Origin of the sequence: Paenibacillus sp. FJAT-26967, assembly GCF_001541095.1 — a bacterium.
Taxonomy (GTDB): domain Bacteria; phylum Bacillota; class Bacilli; order Paenibacillales; family NBRC-103111; genus Paenibacillus_F.
On record NZ_LMXH01000003.1, the window covers coordinates 89692 to 105004 of the forward strand.

Consider the following 15313-nt stretch of genomic DNA (forward strand, 5'->3'; position numbering starts at 1 on the left):
AACAAAACAAAAACAATGCCTCAAGGAAGGGCAAAAGACGTGATCGATCCAGCCGTTGTCACCGCGCATACTTATAGAAAGCACGCCGGCAGAAACGGTTGCAGATACGCTGCCCGAATATCCATGGATATTGTTTTTCCTTAGTTTTTTATAGAGGGAGTTCGCGAACCTCTCCCATACGCGGGCGTATGGAATTGCTATTGAGTTTAGGGAATGGAACCGTAACAGTATATCGTATATCGGCTGACTATGTAAGTAGATAACGGAAATTTCCTGTGGAATCAGACACAGCAGCTTTCACCGGGAGCCATAGAGTTTATAGAGGCTTTGGCTCCCGGAGTTCAGCAGTAACGTTACAGTTTAGCTCAATTGGAATTGATGCATTAGGGAGGCATACAAAGAGTCCTGTAAACAGCTCCAGGACTCTTTGTTGCTTCCTATTTTTTAGTTCTCTTTGTCCGGGGGATTCAAAAATTTGTCGTGAATCTTATCCCGGTACTGAGCCAGGGCAGGCGAGAGGTTCATACTGCGCTCTTCCATCAGCATATTGAAGCGGAGCGTTTTTTCATTCAGCCTGCTCCTCAGTTGACCGCGTTCGGTATCATCCCGGCAGCAGCGGATCAGGTCTTCGAGCGTCAACATATCTTTGCGCAGCTGCATTTCTTCCGGCAAGTAACCGGAATTTTTCATGATTTTATAGGAGAGGCGCAAATCCTCCGGGACGGACGACCAATCTTCCAGGACAAGCGGCTTTCCTTTTCCCGGCAGATTATCGAAGTCTCCATTCTTAATAGCTTCTTGAATGCGCTGTTCAACTAGATCGTGTAAGAAATCCATCGTTATCCTCCCCTGTCAGTGTAAGTGTTGGAATGCTTTAAGACCGGGGAGCCCATAGAATGATGGATACCCCGGCGAGACATACGGCTGCACCGACCCAGTCATAGAGGTCCGGTGTTTTTTTATCCACAAGCCAGCCCCACAGTACAGCGAGTACGACAAAAACTCCGCCGTAAGCGGCATAAACCCGCCCGAAGGAAGGAAACGACTGCAGAGTGGGAAGGATGCCGTATAGGATGAGAATCACGCTGCCGATTATCCCGTACCAGACGGACTTCGCTTCACGAAGCCAGAGCCATACGAGATAGCCGCCGCCGATTTCGGCCAGTCCCGCCAGCAGGAATAATAGTATCGACATGACATAGCTCCTTTGGGTTTTCTGAGCGTGGCGCGAGCCTGTAACTTGTATTTAAATGTATGAAACTTTAACAAACAATTCTCGTCTAATCTATCTAGAAAGGAAAGGAGAGAATCTGCAATGACCGACTTTAAACCATTACTTGCTCTCGTTTTATTCATGTCACTCTTATCCGGCTGCAATAAGGAGACAAATGACAATAAACCGTCAGCCAGCCCGCAAGAATTACAAACTGTCCCCGGAAACAGATCCATTGAATTCGAAAGGATCGCAAGTGAAAAGATTTTGCCTGCGAATTTTCATGAAATAGCATTCGAGAGAAAAACCACTCCTTTATTTCAGTATGTAGTAAGAAAAGCCGTTGACCAATCTCAATTAGAAGAAGCCTGGAATTTATATGGATTTAAAAATAATCTGCCGAACATAGACCTGAACAAGAAAGATGTTTTGTTCCTTGGACTTCAAGAGTCTGGAAGTTGTCCCTACACTTTAAAAAATATTGAACGAAGCCCGGACGACAAAACCATTACAGTGCCTTTTACAGTCTCTATATCAGGACAGAACAGTGTCTGCACTTCTGATGCAACACCGCGAACATTTGTATTCGCGCTCGATAAAGAAATATCCAACGTCCTGGAGAGTGTTGTAATTGTTCAAAGCGAAGTAGAAACAAGCATACCGTTAGAGAACGAACCGTTGAATAAATGAAACTTTACCGGCTCTATAAAATAAAGACATGAAGCAGGAACCTCATGTCTTTTCGTGTGAAACATATGGACAATCGAAAGATTAGACACCCATGCGCCTTCTCTGATTGTTTGATTTTTTGGTCTGCTGGCTCTTCATCATCTGGTTTCCGGTAGACTGGTGCTTCTGCTGGCTGTTAGCCTGGGCTTGAGCGGCTTTCTTCTGGGCCATCTTCTGCTTCATAGCTTCTGCAAGGGATACTTTGCGCGGTTCAGCGGCTTCCGTTTCCTCAGCTGATACTTCTGCAGATTGCGGTGTTTGTTGGTTCTCTGTCATTTTATCACCTCATTTGGTTCATTGCTTCTAGTTTATTGGTTTTGCAGGTGCTTGACAATAGGGTATCACGACTCTTGGACAATTTCCTGTACTCTGCCGACTTGTCCGTCCGTCAGTCTTACTTTAATCCCGTGGGGGTGATTGGGGGAGTTGGTTAGAATATCTTTCACAATGCCCCTTGTCCTTTTGCCGGTACGCTGATCCTGTTTGAGTACGATGTCTACGGTCAGACCCGCGTGGATGTTTTTTCTTGTCTGGCCATTCATGATGGATGTTCCTCCTTCTCCGTCTGCGCGGTTTCAACACGCTGCTTGCCCTGTTCGGTTACGGCCGATTTGCGGGTCATTTTCTTGATTGAACTTGCCTGCTTGTATCGCAGTGCCGACCAGTCATCGTCCAGAGCTATCTGGCGGACAGGCTCGTAGCCTTCCGCAGCCAGAAGAGCGGCGACGCTTTCGCGGCTGCAATCGGAGCCTTTATACGTTCTGGATGTTTTCTTCGGATAACACAGCCATAGCAGTCCGTCCGAGTCGAGCACGGCTGCGCCCTGGAGAGCCGATTCTCTTATTTCCTCATTGCTTGTCCCGAAAACCTGTACGAACGGATAGGATTCGCTAATAATTTGCCGATGAATCTCTGCATCGAAGGCGGATAAGGTTTCCTCATACTCTACAGGCGCGTTCAGGATCAGGATAGAGCGGCTTTGATCTTTGATTTGCAGTTTGCGTATGACGGACTGCTGCTCACTGGACATAATGAATATCCTTTCTCCGCAAGGGCCGCTTATTCCTGACCGGATGCGTATGGAGAGTTAATAGCTCAGATTCAGCTGCTGATTGTTCTAATCCATACAATCGCACGGTATGGACTTGAGCTGGGACGCTTCCTAAGCCTTGGGAGCGAATACGCGGAGAAACTTGCCGGGTATGGCCGTCTCAAAACGCATCAGCTTCCCCGTAGTCGGATGCTCGAATGAAATAACGCGGGCGTGAAGCCCGAGCCGCCCGATCGTGTTCCGTGTGGAGCCGTACTTCTTGTCGCCGACAACCGGATGACCCAGATCCTGCATGTGCACCCGAATCTGGTTTTTGCGTCCGGTTTCAAGCTGCACTTCCAGCAAGGAGTAATCGGAAGAGTTCTGAAGCACCTTGTAATGAGTAACGGCCTTCAGTCCTCCGTTGTTCACCGGGCTGGAGTACATCAGCAGTGTCTTGCTTTCTTTGAGCCAGGAGGTAATCGTGCCTTCGGGCTGCTTCACTTTTCTTTCGACTAAAGCGACATAGGAACGTTCGTGTACCGCTTCCTGCCACGCATTTTGCAGCGTCTGCTGGGCTTTCTCTGTTTTGGCGAAAAGCATAACGCCGGAGGTGTCGCGGTCAAGCCGGTGAACGACGAAAATCCGGCTCTTCGGGTCGGATCGGCGTACGTGTTCGGTCAGCTGCCAATAGGCGGTCAGCTCTTTTTCCTCGCCTCCGGCTATAGAAAGCATTCCGGCTTCCTTATTGATGACGATCATATCTTCATCTTCGTGCAGAATGTGCAGCCCGAGCGGTTTATCCTCCTCGGCCGTAATGTTCCACTGGATCGTCAGAACATCTCCGGGAGCAAGTGCGTGGTCATGGCGGGTCGTCTTCTTGCCGTTGACGGAAACCTGTCCTCTCGACAGAATTCCTTTAACCGTATTTCTACCTTTATGAGCCAGCTTCTCCAATAGGAATTTCATCAGCTCATCCGGCTGTTCGATCGTATAGCGCGTGGCTTTATCCGGTTTTTGGGCCGGTGTTTTTGTTTTGGGTGTAAAAGGGGGTCGCTGTTTTCGCATAATACGCTCCTTAGGTTCTACTATCCACTAACTATAGCGTATAACCGGCGGAATTTCATCTCACGGCTTTCGTGATTCGTTCCTCTGCTAGTGATATAATGGTGAAAAGATAAACCTGTACTATTTTCTGCCAAATGATCCGCTAATCATACTTCACACTATGGAACATGACAAGCACGATTCAGATGAGAAGACGCCGCCCTATCTGCAACCGGTTATAGATGTGAATGAAAATCAATTCCAGCCGCTGTCCTTTTCAACGATTACATGGACCTTGCTGCGGAATTTTTTTTATCACTTTGCCTCAGAACCGCTGAACAAATCCGAGCAAAGAAGGAGAGAGTTATGCCGCAAACGGAAGAGTTTTTAATTGATGTAGACGGTTTGATCAAAAAATACGGCAGCTTTACAGCGGTAAACGGAGTATCGTTCCGGGTCCGTAAAGGTGAAGTGTTCGGTTTACTTGGGCCTAACGGAGCCGGCAAAACGACGACGATGGAAATGATGGAAGGGCTTCGAAAGCCCGATGGAGGTGCGGTGCGGATTGCGGGATACGATACGATGAGCGAACTGCGGCGGGTGAAGGAAGTGATCGGAGTCCAGCTGCAATCGACTTCTTTGTTCGATCTTCTGAAGGTGAGGGAGATTGTGGAAATGTACGCCAGCTTCTATCCGAAGTCAGTCCCCGTAGATCCGCTGCTGGCGGATATGACGCTCCAGGAGAAGGCCGGGGATCGCGTGAAGAACTTGTCGGGAGGCCAGAAACAGCGTCTTGCGATAGCCATAGCGCTGGTCAACGATCCTCAGGTGCTGTTTCTGGACGAGCCTACCACGGGTCTGGATCCGCAGGCCCGGCGTACGCTGTGGGACATTATTCTGCGGCTGAAGGAGAGAGGCAAGACCATTGTCCTGTCGACTCATTACATGGATGAAGCGCACGTCCTGTGCGACCGGATCTGCCTGATCGACAAAGGCCAGGTCGTCGCGCTCGACACCCCGGCGAATCTGGTGCGCAGTCTGCAGTCCGAGAACGCGATTGAGTTCCGGCTGCCGCAAATCGAAGCCGTTTCTCAGCAAGCAAAGGCGCAGTTGAAGCAGACATTGGGGCAGCTTGAGGGCGTCAAGCAGGTGGACCTGACCCGGGATACCCTGGTGCTGTACACGGACCATCTCCAGCTGTCGCTTACGGGCCTGATCCGTGAAGCGGAGAAGCACGGCTGGAAGCTGTCGGATCTGCTGACACGCACGGCGACGCTGGAGGATGTGTTTATTCACATGACGGGAAGGAGCCTGAGAGAAGGATGAAAGCCTATACCCAATTGACACTGGCTCAGCTGAGGATTTTTATCCGCAACCGTCAGGTGCTGCTCTGGACATTCCTGTTTCCTGTCTTCTTCATGGTGATGTTCGGCACATTCTTCGGAGGAGGCGGTTCCGTTTCGCTGAGCGGTGTTGTCATTGACCAGGACAGCTCCCGGCAATCGGCCGCGCTCGTTCAGGCGCTGATGAAGACACCGGCCATGAAGCTGGTGCAAGAAGAGCATGCCGCTCCGGGCATGGAGCGGCTCAAAGAAGGCGACCTGCAGATGGTCGTGATTATCCCGCCGGGATATGGCACGAAGCTGCAGGCAGCCTCCCGGGGCGGTGAGGCCGCCGCCCTGAACGTGTACTATGATCAGACGAATGTGATGACGTCTGAACTGGGTACAACCGTCGTTACACAGGTAGCCGACGGTATCTCCAAAGAGATGACCGGGTATCAGCCGGTCATTGCAGTCAAAGCGGAGGGCATCCAGGCCTTGAAGCTCTCCTACATGGATTTCCTGGTGCCGGGCATCGTGTCGATGATGATTATGTCCAACAACCTGAACGGGGTGGCGGGACAGATCGCTTCCTGGCGGGAGAGAGGGATTCTGCGCCGGATGCAGAGCACGACGTTAACTTCGTCTACCTTTATTGCGTCTCAGATCACAGCGCGCCTGCTGCTTAACGGGATGCAAGCCGTTATTGTCCTGTTGATCGCTTCACTCATCTTCGGCACCCATGTGAATGGTTCCTGGCTGCTGCTGCTGTTATTCGTCATCTTGGGCACGCTTGCTTTTATGTCCATCGGATTCATTGTCGCTTCTTTAGCCAAGACACCGGAGAGCGCCGGACCTATCGCAGGATTTATTTCCTTTCCGATGCTGTTCCTCGGCGGTGTATTCTTCTCTGCCGATAACATCCCGTCTTTCCTGCAGCCGGTCGTTAACGCAATCCCCATCACGCATTTGTCGACGGCCATGAGACAGGTGATGAATGTGGGAGCCGATTTAACCGTATTATGGCCGCAGGCTCTTATTCTGGGAGGGTGGATGATTGTCGCGTTCGCTATCGCGAGCTTCACATTCAAATGGGAGTAAGCAGCCCGGCCCCGTTTTTCTGAAATAAAAAATTTACGGCTCTTCCGGAGTCTGGAAACGTTTATGCTATAAAGCTTGCAGACAAATCCTTTAATAAGGGATGGCTCTGCAAGCTTTTTTTGTGGGGACAGGTCGTCAATGATTAAAGGGAACTTATTATTAAGGGGGTATACATTTCGCCGTACTAGACTTTATGACAATAAATCGAATAGGCAACAGCGGCGGAGCCGGACTGTCTGTGACAGTTACCGGTTCTTTTCGTTTCCGTCTCCGTGTCCGGGCAGGTTTGTTGAGTGCCGGCACGAGCTTTTTTTGTGGGGAACCAGACTGGCTGCCTATCTCTTGTGTTTATGCGGGATGGGCTGCTTCAGGTATACGTTACACCGGTGGGGGAATGCTGATAAGGAAATAATGAGAGCGTTTTTAAGGAGGATGGGCGATGATTTTATATCAATTGACTCAATGGATGCAGGAGCGCAGTCATATCCGTCAGGCGCTGCTCCAGGAATCAGGCGATACCCATGAACTGCTTCTTCGCAAAAAGCAGCTGGAGAGACAGCTTATGGAGCAGGCGGCGCGGTGGAGGCACAAATATCCGGAGGTTGCGGCATTGCCTGCTTCTTCCCAGTATACTTCTTGGGCGGATGAACTGAATACCCGGTGGGAAGACAGCGATATTGAGTTTGAGCCGATGCAGTAACGGATGCAGCGGAGCGCCTTTGTCAAGACTCCAGGGTTCGTGTAGAATAAGAACGATCCTTGATTTTATTGATAAAAGAGGTTATTCCTAACATGAACATCGTTCTAGCCACGTTGAACGCCAAATATATTCACACCTCGCTTGCGCTGAGGTACTTGAAAGCTTTTAGTGAACCGGAATTCCCGGTTGATATAGCAGAATATACGATTAAAGATCCTGCTATGAATATCGTATCGGATTTGTACGGCCGAAATCCGGATGTGCTTGGATTCTCCTGCTACATCTGGAACATTGAAGAGACGCTTCGCGTAATCCGGATGATCAAGAAGATTCGTCCGGAGCTGACCATCGTACTTGGAGGGCCGGAAGTGTCCTACGATACGGAAGAGTGGATGCGCACCGTTCCGGAAGTGGATTTTATCGTGATGGGCGAAGGCGAGGAGACATTCAAGCATTTTCTGCAGGAACTGTCTACAACGAAGAAGTTTCATTTTGTGTATGGCATTGCTTACCGCAAGGGGGAAGAAATTATTCTGACTCCCGGCCGTCCCAAGCTGGATCTGAGCAGCATTCCGTCGCCTCATTATTTTGAAGAGGATTTGAAAGACCTGGGGAACCGGGTCGTTTATTTTGAGACAAGCCGAGGCTGTCCGTTCTCCTGCCAATTCTGCCTGTCTTCGATTGAGGTCGGCGTCCGGTACTTTGATATGGAACGAACCAAAGCGGACATTCGGCATCTGATACGAAGCGGGGCCAAGCTGATTAAATTTGTGGACCGGACTTTTAACATTAAGCGTGACTATGCGCTGGAAATTTTCCAATTCCTCATTGAGAACCACGAGGGCTGCGTCTTCCAGTTCGAAATTACCGCTGACATTATGCGTCCGGAGGTTCTGGACTATTTGGCGGAGAATGCCCCTCCGGGTATCTTCCGCTTTGAAATCGGCGTGCAGTCTACTAATGACGAGACGAACAATCTGGTCAAACGCCGGCAGAATTTCGTCAAGCTGACCCGTACCGTGACCAAAGTGCGCGACAGCGGCAAAATCGATCAGCATCTCGATCTCATTGCGGGCTTGCCTGAGGAAGATTATAATTCGTTCCGGAAAACTTTCAACGATGTGTTTGCGCTCGGACCAGAAGAGCTTCAGCTCGGTTTTCTCAAAATGCTGAGGGGCACAGGACTTCGTCTGGATGCGGAGAAATACGGGTATGTCTTTATGGATCAAGCGCCGTATGAAATTCTCGGCAATGATATTCTGCCTTTCACGGATCTGGTCAGAATTAAACGTGTCGAGGACGTGCTGGAGAAATACTGGAATGCTCACCGCAGCGACCATACCGTCAAATATCTGATCGGACAAGAGTTCGAATCCGCCTTTGATTTCTTCCAGGAGTTCGGTGATTACTGGGAGGGGAGAGGCTGGCAGAAAATCGGACACCAGCTGGAAGATTTATTTACCCGTCTGCATGCTTTTCTCACCGATCGTTCCACCGCCAATATGGAGGTGATCGAGGGGCTGATGAAGCTGGATTACTTCCTTAATCACAAATACAAACCACGCAAAATCTGGTGGGAATTTAAGCTGGATAAAACCGGGCAAGCTGAATTTATACGCAGAGCTGCCGAGCATCCGGAAGCGTTCTCCGGCAACTTCCGCGCCCTGGGCATGGGAGAGAAGGAGCTGCACAAGCATGCGGTTGTCGAAGTGATGCCATTTGATCTGGAAGCCTATCTCCGGGACGGCATCCTGGGCCTTGACAAGAGGGAGGAATCGCTTCTGCTGGCCGTGTTCCAGCCCGAAGCGGGCGGACGTCCATCCGTGTATTCAATGCCGCTGGCATCTGCACCGTCGGTGTAGTCTCGTTGACATGAATGACCGGACGGGTCTAAGGCATAGAGCGGCTACGAAGGACCGAGTATTCCGGTGTCTCCCGCTGCCGCATGGTATAACGCCAGTCCGTGGCGACGAGTCACACAAGGCGGACCACTAAGGCTCCGGCGCCCTTATGTTAGGGCAGCCGGAGCCTGATTGTTTCACGGGGAACGCTGCGCTTGCTTCCCCATGGGCTCTGCGCGAGTGCAGTAAACGCCGGTTCCCGCTGCTGCAAAGGCTTCCTGGCGGGCTGTGTACGCTCAGCACAGAAGCCTCATCGCCGGCATGGGGCTTCGCACGGACAGCAGCCGTGGGCACCGGTCACGGCGAGGCTGCTTTAGGCTGCTTTTGGCAGCCGCATGTAACCGCTCTGTACGGTGGCCTGCCAACCTGGACCGGCACAAGACTCAGCGTTTCTGTAGTTTTAACTTCGTATGTGCACAACGATCTTAGTTGACACACAAATGAAAATCTCTGTCCCCCAGCTTCTGCTGCGCTGGTTTCAGGGAGGCGAAGCTGCTCTATTGTGCAGCCGCGTCTCGCGTCACACTGTCGCCCGCTCGATCAGGCGGAACGGCAGTTCTATGTTACGGACAGGTATCCCTTGGTTCTGCAGACGTTCAAGCAGCAGGGAGAAGGCGGTGCGTCCGATTTCGGTGAGCCGGTTATCGATCGTCGTGATATCGAAGAGCCGTGAGATGGGGTGGTTGTCGAACGAAATGACCGCCAGGTCTTCCGGCACCCGTAGGCCGCACTTAATGGCCTCGCCGATCAGTCCGGCTGCGACCTGGTCTCCCGCTACGAGGAGGGCAGTCGGCCGCAGCGGCATATCCATGAGCTGCCGCACTACCGCAGCGCCATCTTCGATGGAGTAGCACTGATAGAACATGCAGTCCTCGCGTATGGGCAGATTCACTGAGGCAAGCGCATCCTCATAGGCGCGTCTGCGGTTGGTGCTGTTATAGCTGTGCCCCCGGCCGAGGCAATACCCGATATTCCGGTGGCCTTTGTCCAGCAGCAGCTGCATGGCTTGGCGGAAGCCCGCGTAATGGTCAATGTAAACGGAGGATATTTTATCGTTCTTGGCGTCTTCACAGGCAATAATAGGCCCGTATTGCGCATAAGCTTCGATACTTTTCCAGTCCAGGGAACGGGAACAGATGAGAAGTCCGTCAATCTGTTTGGTTTTCAGCATATTCAGAAGCTCGTTCTCTTTATTAACTGCATAGTTTGTCTGAGAGACAAGCAGGTGTACATTGGCCTTAAGTGCTTCTTCGGCGATTCCCTCCATAATACTGTTAAAATAGGGCAGATTGATGTAAGGTATAATAACGCCAATCATGTTCGTCTTGCCTTTTATGAGGTGAACGGCATTTATATTCGGAGAATAGTTGAGGCTTCGTACAACTTCAAGTACGGCTGCCCGCTTCTCCTCACTGACATAAGGGTGCTCATTCAATACACGGGATACGGTCGCAACGGAGACGCCGGCCATTCTGGCGATATCTTTAATGTTGGCCACAGCTGACGGCCTCCTTTCTGCCTTAAGTGTAAGGGGAATGGGAACTCCGCGTCAAAAAGTTTGCGGGAGAAAGCTTGACGTGAAAAGCATTTCATACTTTAAGCTTATATCGCAAGCCTCGAAGGAGACAGCCGGCGTAACCCGGCGGGGGCGTTACGGCTGCCGCCGCGGGGCTTCACTGTAAGGTCAGACAGAAAATGAAGGGACTGAGAGGGGTAGAGAAGATGGAGAGAAGCATTGTGTTTTTTGATATTGACGGCACTTTATTGGACGAGGACAAGCAGATTCCCGATTCTACCAGGAAAGCTGTCCGCATGCTGCAAGAAAGAGGCGTGTTTACTGCAATTGCTACAGGCCGGAATCCGGTCATGTTTGAGAATATCCTTGAAGAACTTAATATAGACTCCTTTGTCTCCATAAACGGGCAGTACGTCGTGTTTGAAGGACGTGAACTTTACACGCACCCAATGGACACGGATAAGCTGGCTGAGCTTGTCCAGAGAGCTGACGAGCAGGGGCATTCGCTGGCCTACTGCGGGCACCCCGATATCCGGGTGAGCAGCTTGAACCCGCACGTGATGGAGAGCTATGAAGGACTTAAACTTCCTTGTCCGGACGCCGAACCGGATTTCTATAAACATTCTCCGGTATTTCAGGGACATTTATTCTGCGATGCCGAATCCGAGAAGGAATATGCCAAGCTTTTCCCGCATTACCGGTTCGTCCGCTGGCATGAGCATGCGGTAGATGTGCTGCCTGAAGGAAGCTCCAAGGCAATCGGTATTCTCGAGATGCTTAAGGCAGTCGGCATCCCTAACGAGAATTGCTATGCCTTTGGCGATGGACTGAATGATATCGAGATGCTGGCCTCTGTCGGAACGGGTATCGCGATGGGGAATGCTGTCCCCGAAACGAAGGCGGCTGCAGATTATGTCACCTCTTCTTGTTCGGAAGACGGAATTCTTCGCGGCCTTATCGCCGTCGGACTTCTCCCGCAGGAAGCACTGGTTTAATAACCCGCGGGAGGGACGGATGGATCTGATCTGTCTACAACCGCAGTAGATACCCGCTATAAAGCCAGCCGATTCATATAAAAAACACCTTTTCCATTAAAAGCGCCCCGCTCGCAGGCGCAGAATGAAAAAGGTGTTTTTTTTGGTAGAAGCGAGAAATCCTGTCGAAGCGTGGCCTTCGACGGGCTAAGCAGGAGGCAGCATTTGCCGGGTGTTATTCCCCGGCTGCCTGTAAAAAGATCCATAAATTCATGTGTGCTTGCAGGTTAATTCCAAGCTACGGCAGGAAGACGCGAAGCAAGGTCATGCTGCCATGCAGGGAGTAGTTTCCCAGCGGAGCGGGCAGCAGGTAGCAGTCCGCGGGCTTCACCGGGAGTGAGCCTTCTTTCCACTCCAGCGTTCCGCTGCCTTCGCATCCGATGAGTATAGTAAAGCTGTCGGGATTGGTGCAATTACCCCAGACGCCGGATGAAATCCCTTTTTCGACTACGAAGTAAGGGGAGTAGGCCAGCGTGAACCATTGATTCGGTGAAGTTTCTGCAGCCGGTATATAAACGGCCCCGCATTCCCCGAAAGAGATGACCTTCAATGAATCTTCCAGATGGAGTTCACGGGGATTCCCGTTCAGATCTGGGCGATTGTAGTCAAATAGGCGATACGTTGTATCCGAATTCTGCTGGATTTCGACTACAAGTACGCCTGAGCCTAATGCATGAACCGTACCTGCCGGAATATAGAAGCTGTCGCCGGCTTTGGCATCCACTGATTTGGTGATCTCTAGAATACGGTCTTCCGCTACAGCGGCTGTGAATGACTCTCGCGTGATGCCGTCTTGAAGTCCGTAGATAATTCTGGAACCGGGTTTGGCACTCAGAACATACCACATCTCCGTCTTCCCGAGCTCCCCTTCGGCTAACCCTTCGTAATCGTCGCCAGGGTGAACCTGGACAGATAGATTGTCGCTGCAATCAAGAAGCTTGACGAGCAGAGGAAACCTTCCGTTCGATGATGCAGCTCCTTTGGCACCCAGCCATTTCTTTCCGAATCTCTCACGTATATCTCCGAGCCCGCGGCCTTTAAGCTTACCGTTGGCGGCTGTAGATGTTCCGTTCGTGTGGTCGGCGATCATCCATCCCTCGCCGATGCGGCCGTGCGGAAGCTGATACCTGTACTGCTCTAGTGCGCGGCCTCCCCATACACGATGTTTAAAGTGAGGTTGAAAGCGAACTGGATATGGCCTCATGATGTACCCCTCTCGACTTTTTCTTCTCGATACCGAGTAAAAAAGGCGAATGAGCAGCATGGTTTAGAAAGCGATAGGATAGCACCCGGTATCGTTCCTGCGGAAGTGAAGCGGCCCAGGCTTCTACGGCTGAGGCTTCTGTACTCCCCCCTTCATGACCGGGATAGAGGGCGATGGTGACAATACCGTTTTCCCTCAGCAATTGGAGCGCGGCCTCCAGAGCCGGTAAAGTTGATTCCGGTACCGTAATCACTTTGGGATCGGCCCCTGGCAGGTAGCCGAGATTGAACATGACAGCCGCCGTATATCCGCGGCAGGAATCCGGGACCGCTGAAGCCATACCGGCATGACTTTGCAGCAGCAGCTTCACGGCTTCGGGCTGAGGCAGATCACGCCTCAGCCGCCGCTGCGCCGCTTCCAGGGCCTGGGGCTGGATATCGAAGCCGTATACCGTTCCTCTTGGGCCGACCAGCCTGGCGAGGAACAGAGTGTCGACGCCATTGCCGACAGTCGCGTCGATGACCGTGTCACCCGGACGGACACGCTCTTCCACCCATTTGTGGGCACAGCTCAGAATTGAAAGAAATCCCATAATGCCTCCGTAACAAACCAAGATGATGGTACCCGTTCTTTTAACATGTCTCATAGAGGCATGGGTTCGATAGCCGCATGAAGCGCCGCAGCGCTCTCTCGGGGACTCTAACCCATCGGCCTCATGGAGAGCGGGCTGCTCTAAGAGCCCGCTGTAATGATCCTGCCGGGATTACCGGCCCACAGCTTGCCCTGCCAAGTGCTCCTGCGTTTTAGTTCATCGTCGATGGCATTCAGCACTTCCCATTTCTTCAAACTCCACATCGGCCCGATCAGGAGGTCCCGCGGAGCGTCCCCGGTTAGGCGGTGGATGATCATTTCAGGCGGAAGCAGCTCAAGCGTGTCTACAATCAGCTTGATATATTCGTCCTGCTCCAGAAAACGCAGCAGACCTGCTTCGTACTGCTTTACCATCGGCGTCTTACGCATGAGATGAAGCAGGTGAATCTTGATGCCCTGCACATCCATGGCCGCTACGGCTTTGCCGGTCTCGATCATCATCTCGTGAGACTCTTGCGGAAGTCCGTAGATGATATGGGCGCATGTGCGGATATTGTGCTTGCGCAGCTTCTCGACGGCCTCTAGGTAGCACTCCGTATCGTGGGCACGGTTAATCAAGGTAGACGTGCTGTCATGGATGGTCTGCAGGCCCATTTCAACCCACAGATAGGTGCGCTCGTTAAGCTCTGCCAGGTACTCGATCACATCATCCGGCAGACAGTCCGGCCGTGTGGCTATGGATAACCCGACGACACCCGGCTGCTCCAGAATCACTTCATAGTATTCACGAAGCTCCTCAACGGGAGCATAAGTATTGGTGTAGGCTTGAAAATAACCGATATATTTGGCTTCCGGCCATTTCTGGTGTTGACGGTCACGAATCGTATTGAACTGTGTAACCAGGTCGTCACGGCGTCTTCCGGCGAAGTCACCGGAGCCGCGCGCGCTGCAGAATGTACATCCCCCTATGGCGATGGTGCCGTCTCTATTGGGGCAGGTGAAGCCCGCATCCAGCATGACTTTAAAAACCTTCTCCCCGAACTGGTGTCTCATTTCGTGATTCCATGTATGAAACCGTTTATCCCCCCATAGAAGGGGCTCGGTTGTATGTGCATTCATTCGTTTACATAAACTCCTTTATTTCAAAGTTAACTTACCTATTGTAGCCCAAAATAAGGGCGAAAGCGACCTTTTCCCATTGCCAGTAAACGAAGCAGTTGCCAGTAAGTCCCCCGTTTAAAGGCGGCTGTACCGGACACTATAAGGGGGCAATAACACACCGCTTGAAAGGGGACTGTACATGAAAAAGCTACGCTACGCTACGCTTACCGTTGCTCTGACGTCCATGCTTGCGATCGGGGCTGCATCAACGACCCAAGCTGCCACAACAGGCACGGGGGCCACAATGGGGACGACGAACACCACAACTACAGGCACAACGACTCCAGGCACGACCCTGAACGGGCCCAATACCAACGGTACAGCGGCAGAGCAAATCCAACGCATGTACAACACCGGCCGTAATGCCTTGACCGGTACGAATCCGGCTACGTACGGAAACGGAACTTACGGTACAGGAACAGGAACGAACGCTGTCACAGGAACGAACACTCATGGAACAGTAGGTACTTATGGGACTACGGGAACGACAGGAACCAACGGCAACCGTATGATGGACCGCATGAGCACAACAGGTACAGGTAACCGCGGAGCCTATGACACATCCACTTATCGTACTTACGGCACCAACCGTAATGATATTGACTGGGGATGGCTTGGTCTGCTGGGTCTTGTAGGACTGGCTGGTCTGGGCGGTCGCAACAAGAGAGAGAATGGCATCGATAACCGTTAATTCATGTTTTTGAACAAAATGGGGGGCATCTCTTCGGGGATGTCCTTTCCACCTTTTTATTTCCCCTTATAAA

At 51.6% G+C, this 15313-nt stretch carries 18 protein-coding genes and 1 riboswitch; of the genes, 8 read left to right on the forward strand and 10 right to left on the reverse strand.

Annotated features, from left to right (window positions below):
- Positions 1–134: 134 nt before the first annotated feature.
- Positions 135–178, reverse strand: a riboswitch (PreQ1 riboswitch).
- Positions 179–444: 266 nt separating this feature from the next.
- Together AR333_RS15075 and AR333_RS15080 are read right to left on the reverse strand one after the other, a co-directional pair.
- The gene (locus tag AR333_RS15075) at positions 445–837 is read right to left on the reverse strand and encodes a DnaJ family domain-containing protein (protein WP_068776199.1); all 393 of its coding nucleotides are present in this window, start codon (positions 835–837) and stop codon (positions 445–447) included.
- Positions 838–874: 37 nt separating this feature from the next.
- Complete coding sequence (locus AR333_RS15080) at positions 875–1195, reverse strand: YnfA family protein (RefSeq protein ID WP_068776200.1); 321 nt, start codon at positions 1193–1195, stop codon at positions 875–877.
- A 120-nt stretch (positions 1196–1315) separates the two neighbouring features.
- Here AR333_RS15080 and AR333_RS15085 point away from each other — a divergent pair, with 120 nt between their 5' ends.
- A complete protein-coding gene (locus AR333_RS15085; RefSeq protein ID WP_068776201.1) occupies positions 1316–1903 on the forward strand; it encodes a hypothetical protein in 588 nt (195 codons plus the stop codon).
- 81 nt (positions 1904–1984) lie between these two features.
- On the opposite strand, the gene AR333_RS15090 is transcribed toward AR333_RS15085, so the two are convergent.
- From AR333_RS15090 to AR333_RS15105, 4 genes are all read right to left on the reverse strand, one after another.
- The gene (locus AR333_RS15090; RefSeq protein ID WP_068776202.1) at positions 1985–2218 is read right to left on the reverse strand and encodes a hypothetical protein; all 234 of its coding nucleotides are present in this window, start codon (positions 2216–2218) and stop codon (positions 1985–1987) included.
- 65 nt (positions 2219–2283) lie between these two features.
- Entirely contained in the window at positions 2284–2484 is a 201-nt protein-coding gene (locus AR333_RS15095; protein ID WP_068776203.1) for a YwbE family protein, read from the reverse strand.
- Positions 2481–2972, reverse strand: a complete 492-nt coding sequence (locus AR333_RS15100; protein WP_068776204.1) for a hypothetical protein — start codon at positions 2970–2972, stop codon at positions 2481–2483. Before AR333_RS15100 ends, AR333_RS15095 begins: the two co-directional genes overlap by 4 nt.
- A gap of 132 nt (positions 2973–3104) precedes the next feature.
- Positions 3105–4040 (reverse strand): RluA family pseudouridine synthase, encoded by a 936-nt coding sequence (locus AR333_RS15105; RefSeq protein ID WP_068776205.1) that lies wholly within the window; start codon positions 4038–4040, stop codon positions 3105–3107.
- A gap of 345 nt (positions 4041–4385) precedes the next feature.
- Between AR333_RS15105 and AR333_RS15110 the strand changes: the two genes are divergently transcribed.
- The 5 genes from AR333_RS15110 to AR333_RS15130 all read left to right on the forward strand — a co-directional run bounded on the left by AR333_RS15110 (position 4386) and on the right by AR333_RS15130 (position 9476).
- A complete protein-coding gene (locus AR333_RS15110; protein ID WP_068776206.1) occupies positions 4386–5345 on the forward strand; it encodes an ABC transporter ATP-binding protein in 960 nt (319 codons plus the stop codon).
- On the forward strand, positions 5342–6442 hold the full coding sequence (locus tag AR333_RS15115; RefSeq protein WP_068776207.1) for an ABC transporter permease: 1101 nt from the start codon (positions 5342–5344) through the stop codon (positions 6440–6442). The genes AR333_RS15110 and AR333_RS15115 overlap by 4 nt, the downstream gene beginning before the upstream one ends.
- Positions 6443–6881: 439 nt before the next feature.
- Entirely contained in the window at positions 6882–7142 is a 261-nt protein-coding gene (locus AR333_RS15120; protein WP_068776208.1) for a hypothetical protein, read from the forward strand.
- A gap of 92 nt (positions 7143–7234) precedes the next feature.
- Positions 7235–9004 (forward strand): B12-binding domain-containing radical SAM protein, encoded by a 1770-nt coding sequence (locus AR333_RS15125; protein ID WP_068776209.1) that lies wholly within the window; start codon positions 7235–7237, stop codon positions 9002–9004.
- Between the two features lie 148 nt (positions 9005–9152).
- A complete protein-coding gene (locus tag AR333_RS15130; protein WP_068776210.1) occupies positions 9153–9476 on the forward strand; it encodes a hypothetical protein in 324 nt (107 codons plus the stop codon).
- Positions 9477–9563: 87 nt separating this feature from the next.
- On the opposite strand, the gene AR333_RS15135 is transcribed toward AR333_RS15130, so the two are convergent.
- On the reverse strand, positions 9564–10541 hold the full coding sequence (locus AR333_RS15135) for a LacI family DNA-binding transcriptional regulator (protein ID WP_068776211.1): 978 nt from the start codon (positions 10539–10541) through the stop codon (positions 9564–9566).
- A gap of 224 nt (positions 10542–10765) precedes the next feature.
- Between AR333_RS15135 and AR333_RS15140 the strand changes: the two genes are divergently transcribed.
- A complete protein-coding gene (locus AR333_RS15140) occupies positions 10766–11554 on the forward strand; it encodes a Cof-type HAD-IIB family hydrolase (protein ID WP_068776212.1) in 789 nt (262 codons plus the stop codon).
- A gap of 277 nt (positions 11555–11831) precedes the next feature.
- Here AR333_RS15140 and AR333_RS15145 read toward each other — a convergent pair whose 3' ends face one another.
- From AR333_RS15145 to AR333_RS15155, 3 genes are all read right to left on the reverse strand, one after another.
- The gene (locus tag AR333_RS15145; protein ID WP_068776213.1) at positions 11832–12797 is read right to left on the reverse strand and encodes a type I phosphomannose isomerase catalytic subunit; all 966 of its coding nucleotides are present in this window, start codon (positions 12795–12797) and stop codon (positions 11832–11834) included.
- The gene (locus AR333_RS15150) at positions 12760–13389 is read right to left on the reverse strand and encodes a class I SAM-dependent methyltransferase (protein ID WP_068776214.1); all 630 of its coding nucleotides are present in this window, start codon (positions 13387–13389) and stop codon (positions 12760–12762) included. The genes AR333_RS15145 and AR333_RS15150 overlap by 38 nt, the downstream gene beginning before the upstream one ends.
- Positions 13390–13529: 140 nt before the next feature.
- On the reverse strand, positions 13530–14507 hold the full coding sequence (locus AR333_RS15155) for a TIGR01212 family radical SAM protein (RefSeq protein WP_068776215.1): 978 nt from the start codon (positions 14505–14507) through the stop codon (positions 13530–13532).
- A gap of 181 nt (positions 14508–14688) precedes the next feature.
- On the opposite strand from AR333_RS15155, the gene AR333_RS15160 reads away from it, so the two are divergent.
- Positions 14689–15240 (forward strand): WGxxGxxG-CTERM domain-containing protein, encoded by a 552-nt coding sequence (locus AR333_RS15160; protein WP_068776216.1) that lies wholly within the window; start codon positions 14689–14691, stop codon positions 15238–15240.
- Positions 15241–15313: the final 73 nt, after the last annotated feature.

Bases quoted from the DNA above. Each gene is read 5' to 3' on its own strand.
- AR333_RS15075 (WP_068776199.1), bottom strand. From the start codon at position 837: ATGGATTTCTTACACGATCTAGTTGAACAGCGCATTCAAGAAGCTATT.
- AR333_RS15080 (WP_068776200.1), bottom strand. From the start codon at position 1,195: ATGTCGATACTATTATTCCTGCTGGCGGGACTGGCCGAAATCGGCGGC.
- AR333_RS15085 (WP_068776201.1), top strand. From the start codon at position 1,316: ATGACCGACTTTAAACCATTACTTGCTCTCGTTTTATTCATGTCACTC.
- AR333_RS15090 (WP_068776202.1), bottom strand. From the start codon at position 2,218: ATGACAGAGAACCAACAAACACCGCAATCTGCAGAAGTATCAGCTGAG.
- AR333_RS15095 (WP_068776203.1), bottom strand. From the start codon at position 2,484: ATGAATGGCCAGACAAGAAAAAACATCCACGCGGGTCTGACCGTAGAC.
- AR333_RS15100 (WP_068776204.1), bottom strand. From the start codon at position 2,972: ATGTCCAGTGAGCAGCAGTCCGTCATACGCAAACTGCAAATCAAAGAT.
- AR333_RS15105 (WP_068776205.1), bottom strand. From the start codon at position 4,040: ATGCGAAAACAGCGACCCCCTTTTACACCCAAAACAAAAACACCGGCC.
- AR333_RS15110 (WP_068776206.1), top strand. From the start codon at position 4,386: ATGCCGCAAACGGAAGAGTTTTTAATTGATGTAGACGGTTTGATCAAA.
- AR333_RS15115 (WP_068776207.1), top strand. From the start codon at position 5,342: ATGAAAGCCTATACCCAATTGACACTGGCTCAGCTGAGGATTTTTATC.
- AR333_RS15120 (WP_068776208.1), top strand. From the start codon at position 6,882: ATGATTTTATATCAATTGACTCAATGGATGCAGGAGCGCAGTCATATC.
- AR333_RS15125 (WP_068776209.1), top strand. From the start codon at position 7,235: ATGAACATCGTTCTAGCCACGTTGAACGCCAAATATATTCACACCTCG.
- AR333_RS15130 (WP_068776210.1), top strand. From the start codon at position 9,153: ATGTTAGGGCAGCCGGAGCCTGATTGTTTCACGGGGAACGCTGCGCTT.
- AR333_RS15140 (WP_068776212.1), top strand. From the start codon at position 10,766: ATGGAGAGAAGCATTGTGTTTTTTGATATTGACGGCACTTTATTGGAC.
- AR333_RS15145 (WP_068776213.1), bottom strand. From the start codon at position 12,797: ATGAGGCCATATCCAGTTCGCTTTCAACCTCACTTTAAACATCGTGTA.
- AR333_RS15150 (WP_068776214.1), bottom strand. From the start codon at position 13,389: ATGGGATTTCTTTCAATTCTGAGCTGTGCCCACAAATGGGTGGAAGAG.
- AR333_RS15155 (WP_068776215.1), bottom strand. From the start codon at position 14,507: ATGAATGCACATACAACCGAGCCCCTTCTATGGGGGGATAAACGGTTT.
- AR333_RS15160 (WP_068776216.1), top strand. From the start codon at position 14,689: ATGAAAAAGCTACGCTACGCTACGCTTACCGTTGCTCTGACGTCCATG.